The sequence below is a fragment of the Pectobacterium jejuense genome (assembly GCF_026800125.1).
GTDB classification, from domain to species: domain Bacteria; phylum Pseudomonadota; class Gammaproteobacteria; order Enterobacterales; family Enterobacteriaceae; genus Pectobacterium; species Pectobacterium jejuense.
Genome location: NZ_JAPQKX010000010.1, coordinates 1 through 24,631, shown reverse-complemented (window position 1 = coordinate 24,631; position 24,631 = coordinate 1). Strand labels below are relative to the sequence as shown.

Genomic DNA, 24,631 nt, shown 5'->3' with positions numbered 1-24,631 from the left:
GGCCACCGGGCGTTACCAGGACTGGGTTGCCTTAAAAGTATCGAGGATGCCTTTAAACTTGCCCTCGATCTCATCGTTATAAGCGCCAGTCTGGTCGATTTGTTGCAGAAGTTCGCCATGCTCACGGTCAGCATAAGCCAACAGTGCCGCTTCAAAGCTACCGACTTTCGACAGCTCAACATCTTCCAGATAACCACGTTCTGCCGCAAACAGAACCAGAGACTGCTGTGCGACAGACATCGGCGCATACTGTTTCTGTTTCAGCAGCTCGGTCACTTTCTGACCGTGGCTCAACTGCTTACGGGTTGCATCATCAAGATCGGAAGCGAACTGAGAGAATGCTGCCAGTTCACGGTACTGTGCCAGAGCGGTACGAATACCACCGGACAGTTTCTTCATGATCTTGGTCTGTGCTGCACCACCCACACGGGATACGGAAATCCCTGGGTTAACCGCAGGACGAATACCGGCGTTAAACAGGTTAGATTCCAGGAAGATCTGACCATCGGTAATAGAAATTACGTTGGTCGGAACGAACGCAGAAACGTCACCCGCTTGCGTTTCGATGATCGGCAGAGCGGTCAACGAACCGGTTTTCCCTTTCACTTCACCCTTGGTGAATGCTTCAACGTAATCGGCGTTAACGCGCGATGCACGCTCCAGCAAACGGGAGTGGAGATAGAAAACGTCACCAGGATAAGCTTCACGACCTGGCGGACGACGAAGCAGCAGAGAAATCTGACGATAAGCAACGGCCTGTTTAGACAGGTCATCATAAATAATCAGCGCATCTTCACCGCGGTCACGGAAGTATTCGCCCATCGCACAGCCGGCATACGGTGCCAGATATTGCAGAGCAGCAGACTCAGACGCGGTAGCAACAACAACAATGGTGTTTTCCAGTGCGCCGTGCTCTTCCAGTTTACGTACCACGTTAGAAATCGTGGAAGCTTTCTGGCCGATAGCGACGTACACACATTTGATGCCGGAATCACGCTGGTTGATGATGGCGTCGATGGCCAGTGCGGTTTTACCCGTCTGACGGTCACCGATAATCAGCTCACGCTGACCACGACCGATTGGAATCATGGCGTCAACGGACTTATAGCCCGTTTGTACTGGCTCATCAACGGACTGACGTTCGATAACGCCAGGCGCAATCGCTTCAACCGCAGAGAAACCGTCGTGATCCAATGCGCCTTTACCGTCAATCGGTGCGCCCAGTGTGTTGACCACACGACCCAGCAGGCCGCGGCCAACTGGAACTTCAAGAATACGGCCGGTGCATTTTACTTTCATGCCTTCAGCCAGATCCGCATACGGACCCATAACAACCGCACCAACAGAGTCGCGCTCCAGGTTCAATGCGATCGCATAACGGTTACCCGGCAGAGAGATCATCTCTCCCTGCATCACGTCTGCCAGACCGTGGACGCGGATGATTCCGTCACTGACGGAAACAATAGTACCTTCATTGTGAGCTTCGCTCACCACATTGAACTGAGCAATGCGCTGCTTGATCAGTTCGCTGATTTCGGTGGAATTCAGTTGCATGCTCCAGTCCCCTTAAGACTGCAAGACGTCTGCCAGACGTTCCAGACGACCGCGAATGCTGCCATCTATCACCATATCGCCCGCGCGGATAACCACGCCGGCCATGACAGACTTATCAATTTTGCAATTCAGCTTCACTTTGCGTGACAGACGTTTTTCCATAGCGGCAGCGATCTTTGATTGCTGCTGCTCACTCAACGTGCTGGCAGAAATCACATCGACGTCAACCGTCGATTCCAGAGTTGCCCGCAGTTGAATAAATTGTTCCAGTACTTCAGGAAGCACTGGTAAACGTCCGTTTTCGGCCATCACCTTAATCAGGTTCTGACCGGCTTCATCAAGTTGATCACCACAAACGGCAATAAATGTTTTCGCCAGCTCAATCGGTGCAACCGCACCAGAAAGCAACTCGGCAATTTGCTCATTGCGCGCCACTTCGGCCGAAAATGCCAGCATGTTCTGCCAGCGATCCAAGGCCTGATTCTCAACCGCAAAGTCAAAAGCTGCTTTGGCGTAGGGGCGAGCTACCGTGACAAATTCAGACATCAGCCCCTCCCTCCTTACAGTTCAGCGACCAGTTTATCAACGATGTCGCTGTTAGCAGCTTCATCCACGGAACGTTCAATAATTTTCTCGGCACCGGCAATCGCCAATACGGCAACTTGCTTACGCAGCTCTTCACGAGCACGTTTACGTTCGGCTTCGATTTCAGCCTGCGCCTGCGCCACAATCTTGTTACGTTCAGCTTCCGCTTCAGCTTTCGCCTCATCCAGGATCTGAGCACGGCGTTTGTTCGCCTGCTCGATGATAACCTGAGCATCCGCTTTGGCTTTCTTCAGTTGATCTGTCGCATTGGCCTGAGCCAAGTTCAAATCTTTTTTGGCACGTTCAGCAGAAGCCAGACCGTCAGCAATTTCTTTCTGACGTTTCTCGATGGCTGCCATCATAGGCGGCCATACATACTTCATGCAGAACCAGACAAACAGGACGAACGCAATGGCCTGGCCGAGGATTGTTGCATTAATATTCACAGCACAATGCCTCTTTCAAAGTTAAATAAGTTGATGTTTTAACCTCAGCAGAAAACATTCTGCTTAGGCCACCGCAAACATCACATACAGCCCCAGACCAACAGCGATCATCGGGATGGCGTCAACCAGACCCATGACGATAAAGAACTGTGTACGCAGTAAAGGAATCAGGTCAGGCTGACGAGCAGCACCTTCCAAGAATTTACCACCCAGAATGCCGATACCGATCGCAGCACCGATTGCCGCCAAACCCATCATTAACGCGGCAGCCATGTACAGCAGATCCACACTCAGGTTTTCCATGACAGTCTCCAGTTTGTTTCAGTTAAAAACGTTATTTGTTGAAAGAAAATCAATGCTCTTCAGATGCCATCGAGAGATAAACAACCGTCAGAACCATGAAAATAAAAGCCTGAAGCGTAATAATCAAAATGTGGAAAATAGCCCAAGGCACATTTAACAGCCATTGTGACCACCACGGCAACAGACCGGCAATCAGGATGAAGATCAACTCACCCGCATACATATTGCCAAACAGTCGCAAGCCTAAAGAAATAGGTTTGGACAGCAGGCTGACACCTTCAAGAATCAGGTTGATAGGAATAAATACTGGATGGTTGAACGGCTGCATGGTCAGTTCTTTAACAAAACCACCGAGCCCCTTCATTTTGATGCTGTAGAACAGAACCAGAACAAACACCCCAAGCGCCATCGACAGCGTGATGTTCACGTCGGCTGTCGGCACAGCACGCAGATAAGCATGCGCCGGATCGTATCCCAACAGGCTATAGATGCCCGCCCAGGCTTGCGGCAACAGATCGATAGGCAGCAGGTCCATGAGGTTCATCAGGAAAACCCAGACGAAAATGGTCAGCGCCAGAGGAGCAATCAGTTTGCTTTTGCCATGGAACATATCGCGTACGGTGCCATCAACGAAACCGATAATCAGTTCGACAGCCGTTTGCAGCTTACCTGGCACACCGCTGGTCGCACGTTTCGCTACGCGGTGAAAGATAACCAGAAAGAGGACCCCAAGAGCGATGGAGAAAAACATCGAATCGACGTTGATCGACCAAAAACCCGTCCCGACCTGCAAATGCTGCAAGTGGTGACCGATATACTCTTGCGGAGTAGAGATTTCTCCAGCAGCCATGATGTCTCTTACCCTTTTGTTGTTAATTACGGCAACGATTAATTACGGCCGGTGCCACGATCTGCATAACCAGCACCGATAAATAAGTCAGGCCAAGCGGAAAGAATGCCGCTTTAAACACGCCTAACGCCACCACTAACAGTGCAATGGTGATAAATACCTTAAGCGCCTCGCCAATCGCGAATGACCAGGCCACACGCCCATCAGCAGGCTTGAGTGACTGATGACGCAAGGCAAACAGCACAAACAACACATTCGGTAACCAGGCTGCCAATCCTCCGCCTAATGCAGAAGCAGCAGCGTTGACGCTATTGAGGCTGAAAGCAGCACTCAACAAAGCAAAAGTCACTAACTGTAACAACAGCAGCCTTAAGGCTACTTTTCCGCTGTAAAGGGATACAGGCATGACGTTTGCTCTCTCCGTACCTTTTCAGAGGTATACCGAATGACGTATAAAACTGCCTTTACACCACTGAGTCAAGCAGCAAAAAACGAGCAAATTATACGGGTCACACCTGCGAATTCAATCGATAAGTAGCGAAAAGGTGAACAATTATTTAAATTTCTTTCTGAAGCCTCGTTTTTACTAACAATCATCACGACTCATGCCTAGTGTCATTAATTTCTAAAGGCCTCTAATCTGTGATATGACTCACATAAAAGGGCTTACGAATATTTACAACAGGATGTATCTTTTTTTGACCTTAGCAATAAAACGTATTTATTTTAATTAATTTCAATAAGTTAATAAAAAACTTATCCAAAAATCGCAATAAATAACGTTTCAACCACCTATTGACATTATTGATATCGTTTTTTTACTCAATTAACACAAAAATAACTAAATTTTGATGCCGATGATTTATTTTCGCTCGTTATTATTCAGTGCGAAAGCAAAAGGACAACGCTGAAAAAACGAAGATGTAAAATTTCAGTGATCGCGATGCGTTTTGGAACAATGCCACCGATAGACGAGATGGCATCCTGACATGCAATATTTAGTTATAATTTTTTTGATAAAAAACAAAATTAGTTTGGTTTAAGCACAACCAAATGGCGCTCACCTTCCAGATCGGGAACGGATAAGCGAACAACCTGATCTAATAGGACATCTTGTGGCAAGGATGACAATTCATCCTCTGGAAGTAGGCCTTTTAGAGCATAAAACCGCCCTGTCGGTCTGGCCGGAAGATGGCTGCACCAGCTAATCATGTCCTGCAAAGAGGCAAATGCCCGGCTGATCACCCCATCAAAAGGTGGCTCTGCTGGAAACGCCTCAACGCGACTCTGCACTGGCGTGATATTTTCAAGCTGTAGTTCATGCTGGACCTGACGCAGGAAGCGCACACGCTTACCCAGGCTATCCAGCAAAGTGAAATGCGAATCAGGGCGAACAATTGCCAATGGAATTCCCGGCAATCCAGGTCCGGTACCCACATCGATAAAACGCTGTCCGTGTAAATGTGGCTCAACCACGATGCTATCCATAATATGACGGACAAGCATTTGCTGCGGATCGCGTACCGACGTCAGGTTGTAAGCTTTGTTCCACTTATTCAGCATATCAACATACTGTATCAGAAGATTTTTTTGCTTATCTGAAATCACAATGCCGGCCGCGTTTAGCAGATTATCGAGTGTGTTGCGCACAATAAGATCCCGATGAAAAATATGAGGTTAGTAATAAAAATAGCCGGAGGACCGGCTATTTAGGGGATAAGTTTACCTTAAATCAGGCGCTACGACGCAGCAGACCCTGTTTTTTAAGCCAGATCAGCAGAATGGAGATCGCCGCAGGCGTAATGCCAGAAATCCGTGAAGCCTGACCGATCGACGAAGGTTTATGATCGTTCAGCTTGGCAATCACCTCATTGGACAATCCACTCACCTGTTTGTAATCCAGATCGGCAGGCAGCAGTGCATTTTCATTACGCTGCTGTTTCTCGATTTCATCCTGCTGGCGAGCAATATACCCTTCGTATTTGACCTGAATTTCAACCTGTTCGGCAGCCTGCTCGTCGGTTAATCCTGGGGCAAACAGCGGTAGCGCAGTAAGCTGAACGTAATCCACTTCCGGGCGACGCAGCAGCTCTTCACCGTTCGCTTCACGGGACAGCGGTGTCTTTAGCAGTGAGTTGATCTGGTCTAGCTGCTCAGATTGTGGATGAACGTGAATGTCGCGCAGGCGCTGACGCTCTTTTTCAATACTCTCGAGCTTCTCGTTGAAACGTGCCCAGCGATGATCGTCGACCATTCCCAGCTCACGACCCATTTCAGTCAAACGCAGATCGGCATTATCTTCGCGCAGCATCAGACGATATTCAGCGCGTGAGGTAAACATACGGTAGGGTTCTTTCGTCCCCAGCGTACAGAGATCGTCAACCAGCACGCCGAGATAAGCCTGATCGCGGCGTGGTGACCAGCCTTCCTTATCGGCAGCCAGTCGAGCCGCATTCAGCCCAGCCAGCATGCCCTGTGCGGCCGCTTCTTCATAACCTGTTGTTCCGTTGATCTGTCCGGCGAAGAACAGACCATGAACAAATTTGTTTTCCAGCGTAGGTTTCAGATCGCGAGGATCGAAGAAATCGTACTCAATCGCATAGCCAGGACGAACAATGCGTGCATTCTCCATGCCTGCCATTGAGCGAACAATCTGCCACTGGACGTCAAACGGCAAACTGGTTGATATCCCGTTAGGATAAATTTCGTTGCTGGTCAGTCCTTCTGGTTCAAGAAAGATCTGATGTGTATTTCGATCGGCAAAGCGCATGACTTTGTCTTCGATCGATGGGCAATAGCGTGGGCCGATCCCTTCGATGATCCCGGCATACATCGGGCTGCGATCCAGATTATTACGGATCACATCATGGGTCTTCTCGTTGGTATGCGTGATGTAGCACGGTATTTGCGCCGGATGCTGGCTCGCATTACCCAGGAATGAGAAAACCGGCATCGGGTTGTCACCGTGCTGTTGAGCCAGCACGCTAAAATCGATCGTTCTGGCATCAATACGTGGCGGAGTACCGGTTTTCAGGCGGTTGACGCGCAGAGGCAGTTCACGCAGGCGACGTGCTAACGGAGTGGAAGGCGGATCGCCTGCACGGCCACCGCTGTAGTTATCCAGCCCGATATGAATTTTGCCATCAAGGAAAGTGCCTACCGTCAACACCACGGCTTTTGCACGGAATTTTAGTCCCATCTGGGTAACAGCCCCGACGACGCGATCGTTTTCCACGATCAGATCGTCAACAGCCTGTTGGAAGATCGTCAGGTTTGGCTGATTCTCCAGTGCGGTGCGAACCGCCTGACGATAGAGCACGCGATCCGCTTGTGCGCGCGTCGCTCTGACTGCCGGGCCTTTGCTGCTGTTTAGTATCCTAAACTGTATACCTGCCTGATCGACGGCACGCGCCATCAAGCCTCCCATGGCATCGATCTCTTTAACCAGATGACCTTTTCCAATACCGCCAATCGCGGGGTTACAAGACATTTGTCCCAGCGTATCAATATTGTGTGTGAGCAAAAGCGTCTGTTGGCCCATTCGGGCAGAGGCCATAGCGGCTTCTGTTCCGGCATGACCGCCACCGATCACGATGACGTCAAATGGATCTGGATAAAACATGGTACTGCTCCTCGCATTATCGCGAATGATGAGTGGCGAACGATCGTTATTTGCCCTGGGATGGGGATTCTACTCAACTTTGAGCCAACGACCAAGTCCGTTGGATCCTCGTTAATTAAAGAAAGATCTTTTTATTTAAAGATCTCTTTATTAGATCTCTTATTAGGATCGTCATGTTGTGTGGATAAGTGATTATTCATATTAAAGATCAAGAGAATGGCGTTGATCCTTACCTGTGAATGATCGGTGATCCTGGACAGTATAAGCTGGGATCTTAATGCGGGTTTATGCACAGGACAAAAAACATACTTGGGTTGTTATTGGGATAACTACGGCTTTTACACCTGAATTAAGCATAGTTATCCACATTCAACTGCCGAATATTTCATCTTATTTGAGTAAATTAACCCACGATCCTAGCCATTCTTCTGCTGGATCTTCTGGAATCTGATGCTGAGTGATGTCGATCTCGAGGATTTCACCGATCCGTTTGGCCCCTAATTGAGCGAGCACACGATCCGCTGTTTGGATCGCGCCACAAAACGTGTCGTACTCTTTACTACCGATCCCCACCGCACCGAAACTCACCTGAGAAAGATCGGGCTTTTGCTGTTCCAGCTGTTCAAACAGCGCTTTCAGGTTGTCAGGGAATTCCCCTGCGCCGTGCGTAGACGTCACCACCAGCCATATACCGCTTTCAGGCAGTGCATCAAGCGTAGGGCCATGCAGAATTTCAGTGGAAAAATCATCCTTCTCCAGCAGTTCAGCCAAATGCTCTGCAACATATTCGGCACTGCCAAGGGTACTGCCACTGATTAAGGTAATGTCTGCCATAGCGATCCCATCCGATAAAAGACGGGACATTGTACGCTGTGATCTGGCTGGGATCTACCTGTGGATAATATGGGTATAGGAAAAAAGCATTACGGTGCGATCGTCCGCATGATGGGGTTTTGCAGGGAGATTAGCGTTTCAGTGGACTGAATTTCATCAATTGTTTGGATCTTGTTGATAAGCACATGTTGCAGCGCCTCGATCGAGCGGCACATGACCTTAATAAAGATGCTGTAATGCCCGGTGGTGTAGTAGGCCTCGACCACTTCTTCCAGATTGTTCAGCTTCTCTAGAGCAGACGGGTAATCTTTGGCGCTTTTCAGAATGATGCCGATAAAACAGCATACGTCATAGCCCAGCTGTTTGGGATTCACATCCAGACGCGTGCCGACAATGATGCCCGCCTGCTTCATTTTCTCCACTCGAACGTGGATCGTGCCTGGACTGACAGAAAACTGTTTTGCCAGTTCGGCATAAGGCGTGCGCGCATTTTCCATTAAGGCGGAAAGAATGCCGCGATCGAGATTATCGATCTGATAAATTTCTGCCACTTTGAGCCCCCTATTTTAGCGAATAATGATTTTATACCGCTCTAAAATGACGGATTAAAAGCACAAGTGCAATTTATCCATAAGATTATTGAATGACTGGCAGTTTTTATTGCTTAATGAATAACTAAATACGATGAATAAGAGACGCGGCAATGAAAAAGCAGTACATCGAAAAACAACAGCAAATCAGCTTCGTTAAGTCTTTCTTCTCCAGCCAGCTGGAGCAGCTTTTGGGATTGATTGAAGTTCAGGCACCGATTCTCAGCCGTATCGGCGACGGTACGCAGGATAACTTGTCCGGTACCGAAAAAGCGGTGCAGGTTAAGGTTAAAGCCCTTCCAGATGCCACATTTGAAGTGGTGCACTCTCTGGCGAAATGGAAACGTAAAACGCTGGGTGCGTATGATTTTAGCTTCGGCGAAGGCATCTATACCCACATGAAGGCACTGCGCCCGGACGAAGATCGTCTGAGCCCGATCCACTCGGTCTATGTCGATCAGTGGGACTGGGAGCGCGTGATGGGGGATGGCGAGCGTAATGTGGAATATCTGAAATCGACAGTGACGCGTATTTATCAGGGCATTAAAGCGACGGAAGCCGCAGTACATCAGGCGTTTGGCATTCAGCCTTTCCTGCCAGAGCAGATTCACTTTGTGCATACCGAAACGTTGCTGCAGCGCTACCCCGATCTGGACGCCAAAGGGCGTGAACGTGCTATCGCTAAAGAACTGGGTGCTGTCTTCCTGATTGGGATTGGCGGTAAGCTGTCCAGCGGACACTCTCATGATGTGCGTGCGCCGGATTATGATGACTGGACGACGCCGGGCGAGCAGGAACTGGCGGGTCTGAACGGCGATATCGTCGTGTGGAACCCGGTTCTGAACGATGCATTTGAGATTTCATCCATGGGCATCCGTGTCGATGCGGAAGCCTTAACACGCCAGTTGGCGCTGACGCAGGATGAAGAACGTCTGAAACTGGAATGGCATCAGGCGCTGCTGCGCGGTGAAATGCCGCAAACGATCGGTGGGGGAATTGGTCAGTCTCGCCTGGTCATGCTGTTGCTGCAATTGCCGCACATTGGTCAGGTTCAGTGCGGTGTGTGGCCACAGTCGCTGCGTGAGTCAGTTTCCGGCCTGCTTTAATAAGCCTTGCCGTGCTGCCAACGGCGCATTAAGCGGCTTTTTAACCCGGTATCAAAGCGCCAGATATGGTCAAAGATATGCATGATGCCGGGTTTGCCATGATCGGACATCGCTACAGCATGGAAACGATGCTGTAGCTGCTTCTGACGGCTTTTCACCTTATTTACCACCTCATCCGGCAACCGCTGGGCGATAAAATCCGAAATCACCACCGCATCGGCATCATGCCAGAGTACGTCATCCATCTTATCCAACAATGCTGACAGACAGGCGCTCATATCCGTGCCGCCGCGGAAGGACTGGCTGAGAAAACGTATCGCCTGCTCTAAGCCGTCCGCAGACGTGAGTTCATATTTCACCACGCCGGTAGAAAACAGCATGATGTAGCAACGACGATTGTCGGCGAGCGCGATACGCATCAGCGCCAGACAGAAGGCTTTGGCGCAGCGCTCATTAAAGCCGCCCATCGAGCCTGACGTATCGACGCAGACGATAAAGGGGCCACGCGGCTGCTGTTCGTTTTGCTGATGGACCACGGGGCGCTCGGTGATTTTCTCGCGCCAGCTCTCCCCCTGTAAGTGATAGGTCAGCAGCCGATGTTCCAGCAGGCGACGGTAGAATTCATATTCCAGTTCGCTAATACCCAGCGTGACCAGCTCCGTCGGCATCAAACGCAAAATGTCATCGCTCTGACGCACGCCGCTCACCTGCTCAGGCACGGTGGCGGGTTCCCGTACTCTGACCCGGAAGGCTTCTTTCGGGGCTTCCTGCGTGAGGATGGATTTGGTTTCGCGGCTGCGACCCAGGCGTTCCGCCAGTTTTTGTAATGCAGGCTGGCGTTGCAGGAAAGCGCCGAAATCCAGTAACGGACGGGGATCGGTGTGAATACGCTGTGCGGCGCTGAGATCCCAGAGCCGCCCGGCCGCATTTTCGTTTTCGGCCAGAATAGGTTCGAGTTTGCCGCTGAGGGTCAGGCGTTGTTGCAGTTCATCCAGCAGGATTTCCCGCTCCTGATCCATCAATTGCTGATGCAGTGAAACCGTTTGCAGAGTGAGGCTTAGCCGCCAGCGCTGAAGAAAGAGCGCGTGAAGCCCGCTCGTGATCTTCTGCCCTAAGGTTCGCTCTGGAGAGGCCATGAGCTGTGAGGCCTGCGTCAGAAAGGGGGATTCCACGTTGTTCAGCGTATCCATAATCGCAGGCAGGCGTGTCTGAAAAGTCTGATTGTCGATCGATTGTGAACGCTGGTAGCAGCTAAATTCTTTTTCCAGCTCCTGCGGTACTTGTGTGGCACGCAGGCGCAGTTTTAAGGTTTCTTTCCAGTGAGGTAAGTCGTTGAGTAACGCGGACTTCAGGCTGGGATACTTTTCAAAGAAGAAAGCGAGCTGAGGCGTCGCCAGCAGTGTGACGACGAGATCGTCTAACAGCTCGTTTTCATCGATAGACAGCAGCATTTCCAGTGATTCCAGCGTGATCATCGGGCGTTAGTCCTGTTGCTCTGATTGCTGGATCTGCTCGGCGACCTGTTGCAGGCTGGCTTCTATTTTGGCCAACCACTCACTGGGGACGAACAGGCAAGGCTGATGCTGGCTGAATAAGCGGCGCTGTTCGCGCAACTGCATGTTCAGCTTTTCATACTCATCGATAATGTCGGCAGGAAGCGCACAGTCGCGCTTTTCCGGCAGAGAGAGAATAGAGGATTGCAGGCTGATATCACGAACCGTCAGATGTTGGCGTTCGTCCACCAGCAGATCGAGACGTTGCGTGAAGCCGATGCCGTTGAGCTTGCCCCGGATTTCTCCCCCTTTTTGCAGCCAGCCTTGCAAAGCATGCTTCTCAATGATCAGGTGGTTGACTTCAATATCGTGCAGGATCAGCGGGCGTTGCAGCACCAGATCCAGCGTTTCAGCGGCGATCGTGTCAGGCAAGGTGTAGTGGAATTTGCGGCCGAGGAAGTGCCCCTGTTTTTCCACCGAAAATGCCTGTAATTCGCTTTGTTCACGCTGGTATTGCTGACGTCGGGTGTTCACCTGTTGTAAGCGGAACAGTAGGCTTTTCTGCTGGTAGGCGTGCTCGGTAATCAGTAATTCAAGCTGGTGCTCGATGAGCGTTAACGTGCTTTGGTCATGCCAGAGACAGTCTTTCAGCAGAATGATATCAATTGGTGTAATGGCATCCCGTCCGCAGAAAAACGCGCTGGCCTGAAGCAGGCGCAGGGCTTTTTTCCAGCGTCGATCGGAAATGTAAGGCGCATTTTCCAGCGCATCGAGCTGTTGACGCAGTGTGTAAATCAGTTCGAAACCGACTTCTGGCAACGTGACGTGCTCAATATCTTTCTGCCACTGTTGATATTCTTCATCGCTGACGCTGAGAGCGGGCGGAACGGGGTTATCGCGTTCGCTGCTGTTATTCACGAGCAGTGCACGGAAATTCTGTTTTTCCTGCACGCGATCGAGCCACAGACGGATGAGCATTCGGTCGTAGAGCGCTTCCAGACCGCCATCCGCTTCCGGCAGTTCATTCGACGCGGCGACCAGCAGGCGCATCGGGATGGTGTCTTCGCTGTTGCCATTACGGAAACGCCGCTCGTTAATGGCCGTCAGCAGGGTGTTCAAAATGGCGGGGCCCGCTTTCCAGATCTCATCCAGAAACACGATTTCAGCTTCCGGCAGATAGCCGGCTGTCAGACGCTGATAGCGCCCTTCGTCTTTTAACGCCTGAATGGAAAGGGGACCGAATACCTCTTCCGGGGTGGAAAAGCGAGTCATCAGGTACTCGAACGCGTTCGCATGACGAAAAGCGAATTTAAGACGCCGGGCGATCATACTTTTGGCTATACCTGGCGGCCCCAGCAGGAAAACACTTTCCCCGCTTAGCGCTGCCAGCAGACAGAGACGAATGGTGTGCTGTCTTTCGTAGAGCCCGTGTTCTAGCGCATGACTGAGACGAGAAATTCTTTCAGCCAATGCCGCAGTTTGACGCATAATTAATCCGTTAGTCCCATGATGTGATGCACCGAAATCGTTTATTTTTGAATCTGGTTGCTCTACTGAAAGCGGTGTCTCAGAAAAACCCTACTTTCAGAAAGACAATAGTAATAATAAACGGCAGATCACAGTTTTTTATTAGAATACTTTTACGGATTATTCACCCTAACGGGGTAAGTAAGCAATAAACCACCTTTTACAGGATGTTTCGTATACACCCGTCATACTTCAAGCTGCAGGTGTGTTGGCTGCGTTCACTCACCCGAATCACTTACTTGAGTAAGCTCATCGGGTCTCCCTCGCTTGCCGCCTTCCTGCAACTCGAATTATTTAGGGGTAGAGGTGGCCGCACAATAAAAATGGGTTTTTACCCTGATTTGTGCATACTGTGCGCTCTTGGACGAGTTGCTGTGGATGACGCGCTTCGCGGACTGATTAACAACAGAAGATAGATATGAGCTCAGAACATAAACGTTCGCTTCCGGCTGTCACGCTGGCGGCCATCGGGGTGGTTTATGGAGATATAGGAACCAGCCCTCTTTATACGCTAAGGGAATGTTTATCAGGGCAGTTTGGTTTTGGGGTCGAACCTGATTCGGTTTTTGGCTTTCTTTCACTGATCTTTTGGCTGTTGGTCCTCGTTGTTTCGCTGAAATATCTGACCTATGTGATGCGTGCCGATAACGCAGGCGAAGGCGGGATTCTCACATTAATGTCGCTAGCTGGGCGCAATACCTCCGATCGCATGACGTCCGTGCTGGTCATCATGGGGTTGATTGGCGGCAGCTTCTTCTATGGGGAAGTGGTCATCACGCCAGCCATCTCGGTGATGTCGGCGATGGAAGGGCTGGAAATCGCCGCGCCGTCGATGGACAGCTATATCGTTCCACTCTCGATTGTCGTTCTGACATTACTGTTTATCATTCAAAAACACGGTACGGGTAGCGTCGGCAAGCTGTTTGCGCCCGTGATGCTGATCTGGTTTTTGACGCTTGGCGTACTGGGCGCGCGCAGCATTATTGCTAACCCCGAAGTCTTGCAGGCGTTGAACCCGATGTATGCCGTGCGCTTCTTTATCGAATATAAAGCGGTGTCGTTCTTCGCGCTGGGGGCGGTGGTGCTGGCGATTACCGGGGTCGAGGCTCTGTATGCCGATATGGGTCACTTCGGTAAATTCCCGATTCGTCTGGCTTGGTTTACGGTGGTGCTGCCGTCACTGATATTAAATTACTTCGGCCAGGGTGCGCTGCTGTTGAAGAACCCGGAGGCGATCAAGAACCCCTTCTTCCTGCTGGCGCCAGATTGGGCGCTGATTCCACTGATGATATTGGCCACGCTGGCGACAATCATTGCCTCACAGGCAGTGATTTCCGGCGTTTTCTCCCTGACGCGTCAGGCGGTGCGGCTGGGCTACTTGCCGCCGATGCGTATCGTACACACGTCAGATATGGAATCCGGTCAGATTTATATCCCCGCCATTAACTGGATGCTGTATATCGCCGTCGTTATCGTGATTGTCAGCTTTGAGCATTCAAGCAATCTGGCGGCGGCTTACGGGATTGCGGTAACGGGTACGATGGTGATTACCAGCATTCTGTTCTGTACGGTGGCGGTGAAAAATTGGCTCTGGAATCGCTATCTGGCGTGGGTTTTACTGGCGGGCTTGCTGATTATTGACGTGCCGATGTTTTTGGCAAACGTGGTCAAGATCCTCTCCGGCGGCTGGCTGCCGCTGGCGCTGGGTATGGTGATGTTTATCATTATGACGACGTGGAAAAGCGAGCGCTTCAGGCTGCTGCGTCGGTTGCATGAGCATGGTAACTCGCTGGATGCCATGATTGCCTCGCTGGAGAAAACGCCGCCGACGCGCGTGCCGGGGACCGCCGTGTATTTCTCGCGCGCGACTCGTGTGATTCCGTTCGCGCTGCTGCATAACCTTAAGCACAATAAGATCCTGCACGAGCGCGTGGTGCTGTTGACCATGCGAACAGAGGATGCGCCCTATGTGCTGAACGCGCGTCGAGTGACGGTTGAACAGCTTTCGCCGACTTTCTGGCGCGTGATTGCCAACTATGGCTGGCGTGAGACGCCAGATGTGGAAGAGGTCTTTCAGCGCTGCTGGCAGGATGGGTTAACCTGCCAAATGATGGAAACGTCTTTCTTTATGTCCAATGAATCGCTGATTATCGGCGAGCGCCCGTGGTATCTACGCTTGCGCGGTAAGCTATTCATGATGCTCAGCCGTAATGCGCTGAGAGCGGCAGATCAGTTTGAAATACCGCCGAACAGGCTGATTGAGCTAGGGATACAGGTTGAGATTTAAGTGAACCCACTATTAGGGCGTTATGTTGGGATAAGATCGAGATACACGGTCGACCACGGGGCGATGCGTCCCTGCGGGAACCTCATCCCCGTGTTTCCCTAACAACCAACAACGAGTCGCTGTTGGTTGGGGGCATGTTACTGTCAGTGTGTTAACTGTAGAGAGAATGACCTTTACCAATTTATGGCGACAACCAGCCCGCCTTGGGGCTGGTTGGTGAACGTGACCCGCATGTGGTGCAGTTTGGCGATGTTATTGACGATGGAAATCCCAAGACCGCTGCCGGATTTCTCCTGCCCCGGCGGGCGATAAAAGCGTTCGCCAATTCTTGCCTGCGCCTCCTCGCTAATGCCCGGTCCGTTATCGGCAACCTGAAAGCCGCGCGCTGTCAGCGTCAGGCTTACTGTCCCCCCTTCATGGCTGTAGCGAATAGCATTATCCAGCAGATTGCGTACCAGCAGAGTCAGCAACAGCGGGTGACCCTGCCGGATAACCGGAGTATCCGGTAAATCCAGCGTCAGCTCGATACCTGCGGTTTGCGCCGAGTGGTAATGCGCGATCACCGCCTGTTGTAATAGTTCATTGAACTGGACGGGCTGCATCCCTTCAGGGGACGATTCGGCATCCAGCCGCGATAACGTCAGGAGCTGATCCACCAGCCGTGTAGCCCGTTCGATGCCTTTATCCAGATTGACCAGCGCATGGTGCCGCATGGCTTCATCATCATGCGCCAGCTGTGCGACTTCGGTTTGGACTTTCAACGCTGCCAGCGGGCTACGTAATTCGTGAGCCGCATCGGAGGTAAAACGGCGTTCCCGCACCAGCATGTCGCTGATGCGGGAAAACAGATGGTTTAACGCGTTGACCAACGGGCGAACTTCTTGCGGGATGTGCTGTGTCGCCAGCGGTGTGCTTTCATCGGGTGAACGCCGCTGAAGCTCGGCGGTGATGCGTTTTAGCGGCGAGAGCTCACGCGTGACCAGCCAGAACAGCAGCGCCAGCATGATCGGCAGGGCGAACAGCCAGGGCATCAGGTTGGTTTTTACAATATCCAGCGTCATGTCCTGACGATATTCCCACTCCTGCCCGACAGCAATCACATAGCGATTATCTGCCGTTGTTAGCCAGACGATGCGCCAGGCGTCGTTGTCATCGCGTAGTTTGCCGTCAGTAAAGCCGTTGCGCGTATAGTCAAAAATGAAATCCTTGCCGTTCTCGCCATCATTCAGCACCATTTTCCCGTCGCGGGTAAAAATAGCGAAGGCCAGCGCATCCTCTTCCTGCTTGCCTCGGTCTTTATGTACCAGACTTTTGGTTTTGGGCAGAGAAACTGACTGGATTCGCAACTCATCAGGGTTCATGGTGGCCAGGTGTTTGGCAAACAGCATTTGCTGGGTATCAAATAACTCATTGATATTATGGCGTGTTTGATACCACGAAAGCAGACTGGCTACGCCCCAGCAGATCAATGTCAGCAGAGTAAAACCCGCAATCAGGCGTAAGCGCAGGCTGAGTCGGTTCATGGCGCCTCTCCCAGAATATAGCCAACGCCATGCACGGTTCGGATAAACCCGCTGCCCAGCTTTTTACGCAGGTGGTGGATATGCACTTCTACCGCATTGCTGGAGACATCATCGTCCCATCCGTAGAGCTTTTCTTCCAACTGAGTACGCGTGAGTACACGGTTCTGATTGAGCAAGAACAGTTCCAGTAACGCCAGTTCGCGAGATTTTAGTATCAGCGGTTCGTTGTTAAGCGTCACGCTCCGCGATCCCGGTTCAAGGGAAACCGCGCCGTGCGTTAATGTCGGTTGAAGTTGACCATGACGACGGCGAATCAGCGCCTGCAGGCGAGCAGCCACTTCTGTCAGCGCAAAGGGCTTACATAAATAATCATCGGCACCTCGCTGTAACCCTTCCACCCGTTGTTCCAGTGCATCTCGGGCGGTCAGAATCAGTACCGGTTCGTCATGCCCAGCCTGACGCCACTGGCGCAGAATATCCATCCCGTCCATGCCCGGCAGGCTGAGGTCGAGCACCACCGCATCATAGGGTGCTGCCTTCAATGCTGTGGCACCTGCTTTACCTTCCGTAAACCAGTCGATATTAAAGCCCAGTTTGTTCAACCCAGCTTTCAGGCCGTCGCCAATCAGGCGATCGTCTTCGATTAACAATATTCTCATGGCTGTCTCACAGGGAATGCTACTGTTGCACTTATGCCTTTTCCGGTTTTATACGAAATAGAGAGGCGGTGTGTACAGGTCAAATCACTGAAACTGGGCAATATCCGGCAATATAAAAAAACAACAATGCGAAAGTTGGTTCCTTAAGATTCTGTTAAGAATGGTTTGCTTTAATCCTTATCGAAGACCGATTACTCCCGCAGGTTGACTGCGAAACGACAGGCAAATAAGGAAGGTAAATATGAAAAAAGCAGCTGCGTTACTCGCCATTACCGCTCTGGTTTCTGCACCAGCATTTGCTGCACAAAGTGGCGGTGGTTTTGTCAATCCAGAAACACCAGCCGTTGGTACCCATCAAGGGGGATTCGTCGATTCGCAGAGTTCCCTCACCACGGTAGATAAAGCTAAAGATTTGCGTGATGACAGCTGGGTGACGCTGAGAGGGAATATTGAAAAACGACTCGGCGATGAAAACTACCTGTTCCGCGATTCAACGGGCACGATGGAAGTCGAGATCGATCACAAGCGTTGGAATGGCCAGATGATTTCACCCACCGATAAAGTGGAAATCTCAGGCGAGTTGGATAAAGAATTCAACGCTGTCGGGGTGGATGTGAAGCAGATTCGTAAACTCTAACGCATTATCCTGTGTTCCCTATTGGCGGGCTGTTGCCCGCCATTTCTCTATTTATCAATCTCCTATATCCGTCATTCTTCACGTTGCATGTGCGTTGGCTTCATTCAAATACTCGCCCTGAAGGGCCGCTGCAAGCAGCGTTCAAATCTGATCCCGGAAGATTTGTCACCAGAGTCAATTACTTGAGTAAGCTCATCGGGATGAAATGAGAGACATCCTGTCTCTCACCGAAGGCCAGCCGCTGGCTGGACAAATTCGTTCCCGACGAATTTGTCCCTCACTCGCCGCCTGCCTGAAACTCGAATTATTTAGGGTCTATAATGACCTATCGTTTCCTTTCTTTTTTTGTTAGCGAAACGTTTCGATGGTGATCACATTTTTTTTATCTCTTCATTGCCTTTCTTGCTTCTTTTTCTAGAATGTTATTAGCGAAACGTTTCGCTGGTGGGGTGAGAAGATGAAAAAAGCAGCATTATTGAATTCAGATATTTCTTCCGTGATTTCTCGACTGGGGCATACCGATAGTCTTGTGATTGGTGATGCCGGTTTACCGATTCCTGAAACGACGACCCGTATCGATCTGGCGTTGACGCATAACGTTCCGACGTTCTTGCAGGTGGTTAGCGTTGTCACCAGCGAAATGCAGGTCGAGGCCGCTATTCTGGCGGAAGAGATTATTGAAAAGAACCCCGCCGTCCATGACGCATTACTCGATCAATTGAAGCAACTTGAACAACATCAGGGAAACTCAATTGCATTGCACTATGTCAGCCATGAAGAATTTAAAACCCAAAGCGGCAAAAGCCGGGCCATCATTCGCAGCGGAGAGTGCTCTCCGTATGCCAATGTCATCCTTTGTGCTGGCGTAACGTTCTGAGGCATCAATGCAACCTTTACTGCAACTGCAAGGCATCACGAAATCTTTTCCCGGCGTTAAAGCGCTTTCCGGTGCGGCACTCAATGTCTGTCCGGGAAAAGTGATGGCGCTGGTGGGCGAGAACGGTGCGGGCAAGTCCACCATGATGAAAGTCCTGACCGGGATCTATCGTAAAGATGCCGGCAGCATCCATTTTCTTGGACAAGAGGTGGATTTCAACGGACCGAAAGCATCCCAGGAAGCAGGTATCGGCATTATCCATCAGGAACTTAACCTGATACCCCAACTCACGATTGCCGAGAATATCTTCCTTGGTCGTGAATTTACCAACCGGTTCGGTCGTATCGACTGGAACAAGATGTATGCGGAAGCCGATAAGCTGCTGAAGCGTCTTAATCTGCGCTATGACAGCCGCCGTATGGTTGGGGATTTATCGATTGGCGATCAGCAAATGGTAGAAATTGCCAAGGTGCTGAGCTTTGAATCGAAAGTCATCATCATGGATGAACCGACCGATGCCCTGACAGATACTGAAACCGCTTCGTTATTCAGCGTGATCAAAGAGCTGCAATCTCAGGGATGCGGCATTGTCTATATTTCCCACCGCCTGAAAGAAATCTTTGAAATCTGCGATGACATTACCGTGTTCCGCGATGGTCAGTTTATCGGCGAGCGTCCGGTCAGTGACTTAGAGGAAGATACGCTGATTGAAATGATGGTGGGTCGTAAGCTGGAAGATCAGTACCCGCGTTCGAATAAAGTGCCGGGAGAGGTTCGCCTTAAGGTGCAGAACCTGTCAGGGCCGGGCGTCGACAGCGTCAGCTTTACGGTGCGGAAAGGCGAAATTCTGGGCGTCGCAGGGCTGATGGGCGCGGGCCGTACCGAACTGATGAAGATTCTCTACGGTGCGCTGCCGCGAACTGGCGGTAATGTGACGCTGGATGGCCGTGACGTAGTGACCCGTAAACCGCAGGATGGCCTGGCGAACGGCATCGTTTACATATCAGAAGATCGTAAACGCGATGGTCTGGTGCTGGGCATGTCGGTAAAAGAAAACATGTCCTTAACCGCGCTGCGCTATTTCAGCCATGCGGGTGGTCGTCTGAAACACGCCGAAGAGCAACTGACGGTTGCCGACTTTATTCGCCTGTTCAACGTGAAAACGCCTTCGATGGAGCAGCCTATCGGCCTGCTTTCCGGCGGTAATCAGCAGAAAGTGGCGATTGCCCGTGGCCTGATGACGCGCCCAAATGTCCTGATCCTCGATGAACCGACGCGTGGCGTCGATGTCGGGGCGAAGAAAGAGATTTATCAGTTAATCAATCAATTCAAAGAAGAAGGGCTGAGCATCATATTGGTGTCATCCGAAATGCCCGAAGTCTTGGGAATGAGCGATCGCATCATTGTGATGCATGAAGGGCGCTTGAGCGGTGATTTCCCTATTGAGCAAGCAACCCAGGAAGCACTGATGGCCGCGGCCGTTGGTAAGCAATACGGCGCAAAGCAGGAGTAAGTCAGACATGAGTTCTCAATCTATCGCGGCAAAACGCTGGTTCAGCAAAGAGTGGTTACTGGAGCAGAAATCGCTGATCGCGCTCCTGATCCTGATTGCGGTTGTTTCCGCCATGAGCCCTAACTTTTTTACCCTGAACAACCTGTTCAATATTCTCCAGCAGACGTCGGTGAACGCCATCATGGCCGTCGGCATGACGCTGGTGATTCTGACCTCGGGCATCGATTTGTCAGTGGGTTCACTGCTGGCATTGACTGGTGCCGTAGCGGCTTCCATCGTCGGGCTTGAAGTCAATGCGCTGGTGGCGGTGTTTGGCGCGCTGGCGCTGGGGGCGCTGATTGGTGCGGGTACGGGGGTCATTGTATCCAAAGGCAAAGTGCAGGCGTTTATTGCCACGTTGGTCATGATGCTGTTACTTCGCGGTGTGACGATGGTCTATACCAACGGCAGCCCGGTTAATACCGGCTTTTCCGACGTAGCAGATGCTTTTGGCTGGTTTGGTATCGGTCGTCCGCTGGGGATTCCGACGCCAATCTGGATCATGGCTATCGTGTTCGCGGCAGCCTGGTACATGTTGCACCATACGCGTCTGGGGCGCTATATCTATGCGCTGGGCGGCAACGAGTCTGCCACCCGTTTGTCCGGCATCAGCGTTGATAGAGTCAAGATTATTGTCTATTCCCTGTGTGGGCTGTTGTCTGCCCTGGCGGGAATTATCGAAGTCGCACGTTTGTCCTCTGCACAGCCGACGGCGGGTACAGGGTATGAGCTGGATGCTATCGCGGCTGTAGTATTGGGCGGCACCAGTCTGGCTGGAGGAAAAGGGCGTATCGTTGGTACGTTGATCGGCGCGCTTATCCTTGGTTTCCTCAACAACGGACTGAATTTATTAGGTGTTTCTTCTTACTACCAAATGATCGTTAAAGCAGTCGTCATTTTGCTGGCGGTTCTGGTAGATAACAAAAGCAGTAAATAACCTTCATTCACACAGGAATTGAGTTATGAATATGAAAAAGCTGGCTACTCTGGTTTCCGCTGTTGCGCTGAGCGCGACTGTCAGTGCTAATGCCTTGGCCAAAGATACGGTTGCTCTGGTGGTTTCTACGCTGAATAACCCGTTCTTTGTTTCAATGAAAGAGGGTGCGCAGAAAGAAGCTGACAAACTGGGTTACGAGCTGATTGTGCTGGATTCCCAGAATAACCCAGCAAAAGAACTGGCTAACGTTCAGGATTTGACGGTGCGTGGAACCAAAGTTCTGCTGATCAACCCGACCGATTCTGATGCGGTAGGTAATGCGATCAAAATGGCTAACCAGGCCAAAATCCCTGTTATTACACTGGACCGCGTTGCGAGCAGTGGTGAAGTGGTGAGCCACGTGGCTTCTGATAACGCCTTCGGCGGTAAAGTTGCCGGTGATTTCCTTGCCAAGAAATTGGGTGAAGGTGCCAAAGTGATTCAGCTGGAAGGCATTGCTGGAACGTCTGCCGCGCGCGAGCGTGGGGCTGGCTTCATGAAATCTGCTGAGAAAAATAAATTCGTCATGCTGGCCAGCCAGCCAGCTGACTTCGACCGTACTAAAGGGCTGAACGTGATGCAGAACCTGCTGACCGCGCACCCTGACGTTCAGGCCGTATTTGCTCAGAACGATGAAATGGCGTTGGGTGCACTGCGTGCACTGCAAACCGCAGGCAAAACAGATGTGCTGGTTGTCGGCTTTGACGGCACTCAGGATGGCGTGAAGGCTGTTGAGTCAGGCAAGCTGGCTGCGACTGTTGCTCAGCGTCCTGATCAGATCGGTGTGATCGGTATCGAAACCGCTGCGAAAGTGCTGAAAGGCGAAAAAACGCAGGCCATCATTCCGGTTGACCTGAAGCTGGTCGCAAAATAATTAAAGAATAAAGCAGGGCTCGCGCCACCCGTTTGTGGTGGCGCATTATTAACGTAGCGGGATTCGACATAATGAAAACGGGTAAGCTGGTGGTGCTGGGCAGTATTAATGCTGACCATATTCTCAATCTTGAGCAATTTCCCCGTCCAGGCGAAACGGTGATCGGTGAGCAATATAACGTTGCTTTCGGTGGGAAAGGTGCCAATCAGGCCGTTGCCGCGGGTCGAAGCGGTGCAGACATCGCTTTCATTGCCTGCGTTGGTGAAGATGATATCGGCGCCCGTATTTGCCAGCAGCTATCCAAGGACAATATTGATGTTTCCGCCGTTGAGGCTATCTCCGGGGAAACAACTGGCGTTGCGCTGATTTTTGTTAACGCCGACGCTGAGAACATGATCGCGATTAACGCCGGCGCGAATGCTGCTGTGACGCCTGATTACCTTCATCGTCATCAGCAACACATTATTGATGCATCAGCATTGCTTATGCAGCTTGAGTCGCCGTTGGAAACGGTCATTGCGGCCGCTAAACTGGCGCATGAACACCAAACGAAAGTGATTCTTAACCCCGCCCCTGCCCGTGAACTGCCCGATGAACTGTTATCGCTGGTCAATATGATCACGCCGAATGAAACCGAAGCACAGTTCCTGACAGGAATTACCGTTGAGACGGAAGACGATGCGGCTCGCGCAGCACAGGTTCTGCATGATAAAGGCATCGAAACGGTTCTCATCACATTGGGTAGCCGTGGCGTATGGTTAAGTGAAAACGGTCAGGGGCAGCGAATTCCGGGCTATCGTGTAAAAGCCGTGGATACTATCGCCGCCGGAGACACGTTTAATGGCGCGTTAGTGACTGCATTGCTGGAAAATAAACCCATGTCCTCCGCAGTAAAATTTGCCCATGCGGCAGCTGCGATAGCCGTTACTCGCCGAGGCGCTCAGCCCTCTGTCCCGTGGCGTGAAGAGATCGACGCATTTTTGCAAACCCAGGGGTGATCTTTGGCCACCATGAAAGATGTCGCCCGTCTTGCGGGCGTTTCTACTTCTACCGTATCTCACGTCATTAATAACAATCGCTTTGTCAGCGATGCCATTCGCGAAAAAGTGATGAAGGCCGTTGAGGATCTCAACTATGCGCCGTCTGCGCTGGCCAGAAGTCTGAAAATAAACCAGACCCGCACCATCGGCATGTTGCTCACTGCCAGTAATAACCCGTTTTATGCCGAAGTGGTTCGCGGCGTAGAGCGCTGCTGTTATGAGCGAGGCTATAGCCTGATTCTGTGCAACACCGAAGGCGATCGCGACAGAATGAGCCATAGTCTCGAAACGCTGCTACAAAAGCGGGTCGACGGCGTACTGCTGATGTGCACCGAAAGCCATCGCCCTTTGCCTGAAATGATGAGCCGCTATCCTTCTATACCTATGGTCATGATGGATTGGGCACCTTTTGAAGGCGTCATGGACGTCATTAAAGATAACTCTCTGCTCGGTGGAGAGATCGCGACCAATTACCTCATTTCTCGTGGCTATAAAAAGATAGCCTGCATTGCGGGTCCGAAAGATAAGACGACCGCCTATAACCGATTAGAAGGTTATCGACAGGCGATGCAGCTCGCTGGGCTATTCATTCCCTCTGATTATGAAATTTTCGGCGATTTTGAATTTGAAGCGGGTTATCGCGCTATGCAGCAGTTGTTAGCGCTGGAAGATAAACCTGAAGCGGTGTTCACCAGTAACGATGCGATGGCCGTTGGCGTGTACCATGCGCTTTATCAGGCTGGACTTTCTATTCCGCAAGATATGGCAGTTATTGGTTACGATGATATTGAGCTGGCCCGCTATATGTCTCCACCTCTAACTACCGTTCACCAACCGAAGGATGAACTCGGCGAATTAGCGGTGGATACACTTTTGTATCGTCTGGAACATCCTAATACCGCGCCAAATGCGTTGGTGCTGACGCCGGAATTAATGGTACGCCAGTCTGTCCGATGAGATTTCCGCTCAATTAGCGGCGAAAAATCCGGCATAACGGCGTCTTTTAATTCGCTTTGCTGAAAAAATCCCCACTCGGTAATTTTTTTGCATTTAGCACTTGTCAGTGGCCGAGAAGTCCCTATAATGCGCCTCCACTGACACGGCAACAGCGACATGCGGTTGGGGTGACAGGAAAAAAGATTCAACGAAGGCGGTCAGTAATGACTTGACTTCACAGCGGAAAAGCATAGTATATGCAGCCCGCGCCACCGATGAAGTGGCACTGCTCTTTAACAATTTAATCAGACAATCTGTGTGGGCACTCACAAGACCGTATCTTAACGATATAAAAAGTCT

Annotated in this window: 23 protein-coding genes; 9 read left to right on the top strand and 14 right to left on the bottom strand. The window is 51.1% G+C overall.

The genetic code is table 11. The annotated features are described in order from the left end of the window. Positions 1-12: 12 nt before the first annotated feature. The 10 genes from atpA to asnC all read right to left on the bottom strand — a co-directional run bounded on the left by atpA (position 13) and on the right by asnC (position 8,745). Positions 13-1,554 carry a F0F1 ATP synthase subunit alpha gene (atpA, locus tag NXT09_RS17520; RefSeq protein ID WP_005976551.1) on the bottom strand — a complete coding sequence of 514 codons (1,542 nt, stop codon included), beginning with the start codon at positions 1,552-1,554 and terminating at the stop codon, positions 13-15. A 12-nt stretch (positions 1,555-1,566) separates the two neighbouring features. Next, positions 1,567-2,100: a F0F1 ATP synthase subunit delta gene (gene atpH / locus NXT09_RS17515; RefSeq protein ID WP_039498322.1), complete on the bottom strand. Its 534-nt coding sequence runs from the start codon at positions 2,098-2,100 to the stop codon at positions 1,567-1,569. A 14-nt stretch (positions 2,101-2,114) separates the two neighbouring features. Next, positions 2,115-2,585, bottom strand: a complete 471-nt coding sequence (gene atpF, locus NXT09_RS17510) for a F0F1 ATP synthase subunit B (protein WP_010681466.1) — start codon at positions 2,583-2,585, stop codon at positions 2,115-2,117. Positions 2,586-2,648: 63 nt separating this feature from the next. Then, positions 2,649-2,888 (bottom strand): F0F1 ATP synthase subunit C, encoded by a 240-nt coding sequence (atpE, locus tag NXT09_RS17505; RefSeq protein ID WP_005976545.1) that lies wholly within the window; start codon positions 2,886-2,888, stop codon positions 2,649-2,651. A gap of 49 nt (positions 2,889-2,937) precedes the next feature. Beyond that, positions 2,938-3,738 carry a F0F1 ATP synthase subunit A gene (atpB, locus tag NXT09_RS17500; protein ID WP_039487786.1) on the bottom strand — a complete coding sequence of 267 codons (801 nt, stop codon included), beginning with the start codon at positions 3,736-3,738 and terminating at the stop codon, positions 2,938-2,940. A gap of 22 nt (positions 3,739-3,760) precedes the next feature. After that, the gene (atpI, locus tag NXT09_RS17495; protein WP_268580716.1) at positions 3,761-4,144 is read right to left on the bottom strand and encodes a F0F1 ATP synthase subunit I; all 384 of its coding nucleotides are present in this window, start codon (positions 4,142-4,144) and stop codon (positions 3,761-3,763) included. 623 nt (positions 4,145-4,767) lie between these two features. Beyond that, the gene (gene rsmG / locus NXT09_RS17490) at positions 4,768-5,388 is read right to left on the bottom strand and encodes a 16S rRNA (guanine(527)-N(7))-methyltransferase RsmG (RefSeq protein WP_268580715.1); all 621 of its coding nucleotides are present in this window, start codon (positions 5,386-5,388) and stop codon (positions 4,768-4,770) included. Between the two features lie 82 nt (positions 5,389-5,470). Continuing rightward, the gene (mnmG, locus tag NXT09_RS17485) at positions 5,471-7,360 is read right to left on the bottom strand and encodes a tRNA uridine-5-carboxymethylaminomethyl(34) synthesis enzyme MnmG (protein WP_268580714.1); all 1,890 of its coding nucleotides are present in this window, start codon (positions 7,358-7,360) and stop codon (positions 5,471-5,473) included. Between the two features lie 390 nt (positions 7,361-7,750). Next, positions 7,751-8,194 (bottom strand): FMN-binding protein MioC, encoded by a 444-nt coding sequence (gene mioC, locus NXT09_RS17480; protein ID WP_010300101.1) that lies wholly within the window; start codon positions 8,192-8,194, stop codon positions 7,751-7,753. Positions 8,195-8,283: 89 nt separating this feature from the next. Continuing rightward, on the bottom strand, positions 8,284-8,745 hold the full coding sequence (gene asnC / locus NXT09_RS17475) for a transcriptional regulator AsnC (protein WP_010300103.1): 462 nt from the start codon (positions 8,743-8,745) through the stop codon (positions 8,284-8,286). A gap of 152 nt (positions 8,746-8,897) precedes the next feature. On the opposite strand from asnC, the gene asnA reads away from it, so the two are divergent. Further along, positions 8,898-9,890, top strand: coding sequence for an aspartate--ammonia ligase (gene asnA, locus NXT09_RS17470; RefSeq protein ID WP_268580713.1), 993 nt, complete (start codon positions 8,898-8,900; stop codon positions 9,888-9,890). On the opposite strand, the gene viaA is transcribed toward asnA, so the two are convergent. Together viaA and ravA are read right to left on the bottom strand one after the other, a co-directional pair. After that, complete coding sequence (gene viaA / locus NXT09_RS17465) at positions 9,887-11,365, bottom strand: ATPase RavA stimulator ViaA (protein ID WP_268580712.1); 1,479 nt, start codon at positions 11,363-11,365, stop codon at positions 9,887-9,889. The genes asnA and viaA overlap by 4 nt on opposite strands. 6 nt (positions 11,366-11,371) lie before the next feature. Beyond that, entirely contained in the window at positions 11,372-12,871 is a 1,500-nt protein-coding gene (gene ravA, locus NXT09_RS17460) for an ATPase RavA (protein ID WP_268580711.1), read from the bottom strand. Positions 12,872-13,328: 457 nt separating this feature from the next. Between ravA and kup the strand changes: the two genes are divergently transcribed. Continuing rightward, the gene (gene kup, locus NXT09_RS17455; RefSeq protein ID WP_268580710.1) at positions 13,329-15,197 is read left to right on the top strand and encodes a low affinity potassium transporter Kup; all 1,869 of its coding nucleotides are present in this window, start codon (positions 13,329-13,331) and stop codon (positions 15,195-15,197) included. A 173-nt stretch (positions 15,198-15,370) separates the two neighbouring features. Here kup and qseC read toward each other — a convergent pair whose 3' ends face one another. Together qseC and qseB are read right to left on the bottom strand one after the other, a co-directional pair. Further along, on the bottom strand, positions 15,371-16,720 hold the full coding sequence (qseC, locus tag NXT09_RS17450) for a quorum sensing histidine kinase QseC (RefSeq protein ID WP_268580709.1): 1,350 nt from the start codon (positions 16,718-16,720) through the stop codon (positions 15,371-15,373). Continuing rightward, the gene (gene qseB / locus NXT09_RS17445) at positions 16,717-17,379 is read right to left on the bottom strand and encodes a quorum sensing response regulator transcription factor QseB (protein WP_268580708.1); all 663 of its coding nucleotides are present in this window, start codon (positions 17,377-17,379) and stop codon (positions 16,717-16,719) included. Before qseB ends, qseC begins: the two co-directional genes overlap by 4 nt. A 241-nt stretch (positions 17,380-17,620) precedes the next feature. On the opposite strand from qseB, the gene NXT09_RS17440 reads away from it, so the two are divergent. The 7 genes from NXT09_RS17440 (at position 17,621) to rbsR (ending at position 24,292) form a co-directional block, all read left to right on the top strand. Then, positions 17,621-18,016, top strand: coding sequence for a YgiW/YdeI family stress tolerance OB fold protein (locus NXT09_RS17440; RefSeq protein ID WP_240584134.1), 396 nt, complete (start codon positions 17,621-17,623; stop codon positions 18,014-18,016). Positions 18,017-18,473: 457 nt separating this feature from the next. Continuing rightward, on the top strand, positions 18,474-18,893 hold the full coding sequence (gene rbsD, locus NXT09_RS17435; RefSeq protein ID WP_010300118.1) for a D-ribose pyranase: 420 nt from the start codon (positions 18,474-18,476) through the stop codon (positions 18,891-18,893). Between the two features lie 7 nt (positions 18,894-18,900). Continuing rightward, complete coding sequence (gene rbsA, locus NXT09_RS17430) at positions 18,901-20,406, top strand: ribose ABC transporter ATP-binding protein RbsA (RefSeq protein WP_268580707.1); 1,506 nt, start codon at positions 18,901-18,903, stop codon at positions 20,404-20,406. Positions 20,407-20,413: 7 nt separating this feature from the next. Beyond that, a complete protein-coding gene (gene rbsC / locus NXT09_RS17425) occupies positions 20,414-21,382 on the top strand; it encodes a ribose ABC transporter permease (RefSeq protein ID WP_010300121.1) in 969 nt (322 codons plus the stop codon). Positions 21,383-21,407: 25 nt separating this feature from the next. Then, positions 21,408-22,295 (top strand): ribose ABC transporter substrate-binding protein RbsB, encoded by an 888-nt coding sequence (gene rbsB, locus NXT09_RS17420; protein WP_095993251.1) that lies wholly within the window; start codon positions 21,408-21,410, stop codon positions 22,293-22,295. A 71-nt stretch (positions 22,296-22,366) separates the two neighbouring features. After that, entirely contained in the window at positions 22,367-23,293 is a 927-nt protein-coding gene (rbsK, locus tag NXT09_RS17415; protein ID WP_268580706.1) for a ribokinase, read from the top strand. 3 nt (positions 23,294-23,296) lie between these two features. Next, entirely contained in the window at positions 23,297-24,292 is a 996-nt protein-coding gene (gene rbsR, locus NXT09_RS17410) for a ribose operon transcriptional repressor RbsR (RefSeq protein ID WP_268580705.1), read from the top strand. Positions 24,293-24,631 lie beyond the last annotated feature (339 nt).

Excerpts from the sequence above, each read along its gene's own strand:
- asnA (WP_268580713.1), top strand. The coding sequence starts at position 8,898 with ATGAAAAAGCAGTACATCGAAAAACAACAGCAAATCAGCTTCGTTAAG.
- mioC (WP_010300101.1), bottom strand. The coding sequence starts at position 8,194 with ATGGCAGACATTACCTTAATCAGTGGCAGTACCCTTGGCAGTGCCGAA.
- viaA (WP_268580712.1), bottom strand. The coding sequence starts at position 11,365 with ATGATCACGCTGGAATCACTGGAAATGCTGCTGTCTATCGATGAAAAC.
- mnmG (WP_268580714.1), bottom strand. The coding sequence starts at position 7,360 with ATGTTTTATCCAGATCCATTTGACGTCATCGTGATCGGTGGCGGTCAT.
- atpI (WP_268580716.1), bottom strand. The coding sequence starts at position 4,144 with ATGCCTGTATCCCTTTACAGCGGAAAAGTAGCCTTAAGGCTGCTGTTG.
- NXT09_RS17440 (WP_240584134.1), top strand. The coding sequence starts at position 17,621 with ATGAAAAAAGCAGCTGCGTTACTCGCCATTACCGCTCTGGTTTCTGCA.
- qseC (WP_268580709.1), bottom strand. The coding sequence starts at position 16,720 with ATGAACCGACTCAGCCTGCGCTTACGCCTGATTGCGGGTTTTACTCTG.
- rbsK (WP_268580706.1), top strand. The coding sequence starts at position 22,367 with ATGAAAACGGGTAAGCTGGTGGTGCTGGGCAGTATTAATGCTGACCAT.
- kup (WP_268580710.1), top strand. The coding sequence starts at position 13,329 with ATGAGCTCAGAACATAAACGTTCGCTTCCGGCTGTCACGCTGGCGGCC.
- atpB (WP_039487786.1), bottom strand. The coding sequence starts at position 3,738 with ATGGCTGCTGGAGAAATCTCTACTCCGCAAGAGTATATCGGTCACCAC.
- ravA (WP_268580711.1), bottom strand. The coding sequence starts at position 12,871 with ATGCGTCAAACTGCGGCATTGGCTGAAAGAATTTCTCGTCTCAGTCAT.
- atpE (WP_005976545.1), bottom strand. The coding sequence starts at position 2,888 with ATGGAAAACCTGAGTGTGGATCTGCTGTACATGGCTGCCGCGTTAATG.
- atpH (WP_039498322.1), bottom strand. The coding sequence starts at position 2,100 with ATGTCTGAATTTGTCACGGTAGCTCGCCCCTACGCCAAAGCAGCTTTT.
- rbsA (WP_268580707.1), top strand. The coding sequence starts at position 18,901 with ATGCAACCTTTACTGCAACTGCAAGGCATCACGAAATCTTTTCCCGGC.
- rbsD (WP_010300118.1), top strand. The coding sequence starts at position 18,474 with ATGAAAAAAGCAGCATTATTGAATTCAGATATTTCTTCCGTGATTTCT.
- rbsB (WP_095993251.1), top strand. The coding sequence starts at position 21,408 with ATGAATATGAAAAAGCTGGCTACTCTGGTTTCCGCTGTTGCGCTGAGC.
- atpA (WP_005976551.1), bottom strand. The coding sequence starts at position 1,554 with ATGCAACTGAATTCCACCGAAATCAGCGAACTGATCAAGCAGCGCATT.
- qseB (WP_268580708.1), bottom strand. The coding sequence starts at position 17,379 with ATGAGAATATTGTTAATCGAAGACGATCGCCTGATTGGCGACGGCCTG.
- rbsC (WP_010300121.1), top strand. The coding sequence starts at position 20,414 with ATGAGTTCTCAATCTATCGCGGCAAAACGCTGGTTCAGCAAAGAGTGG.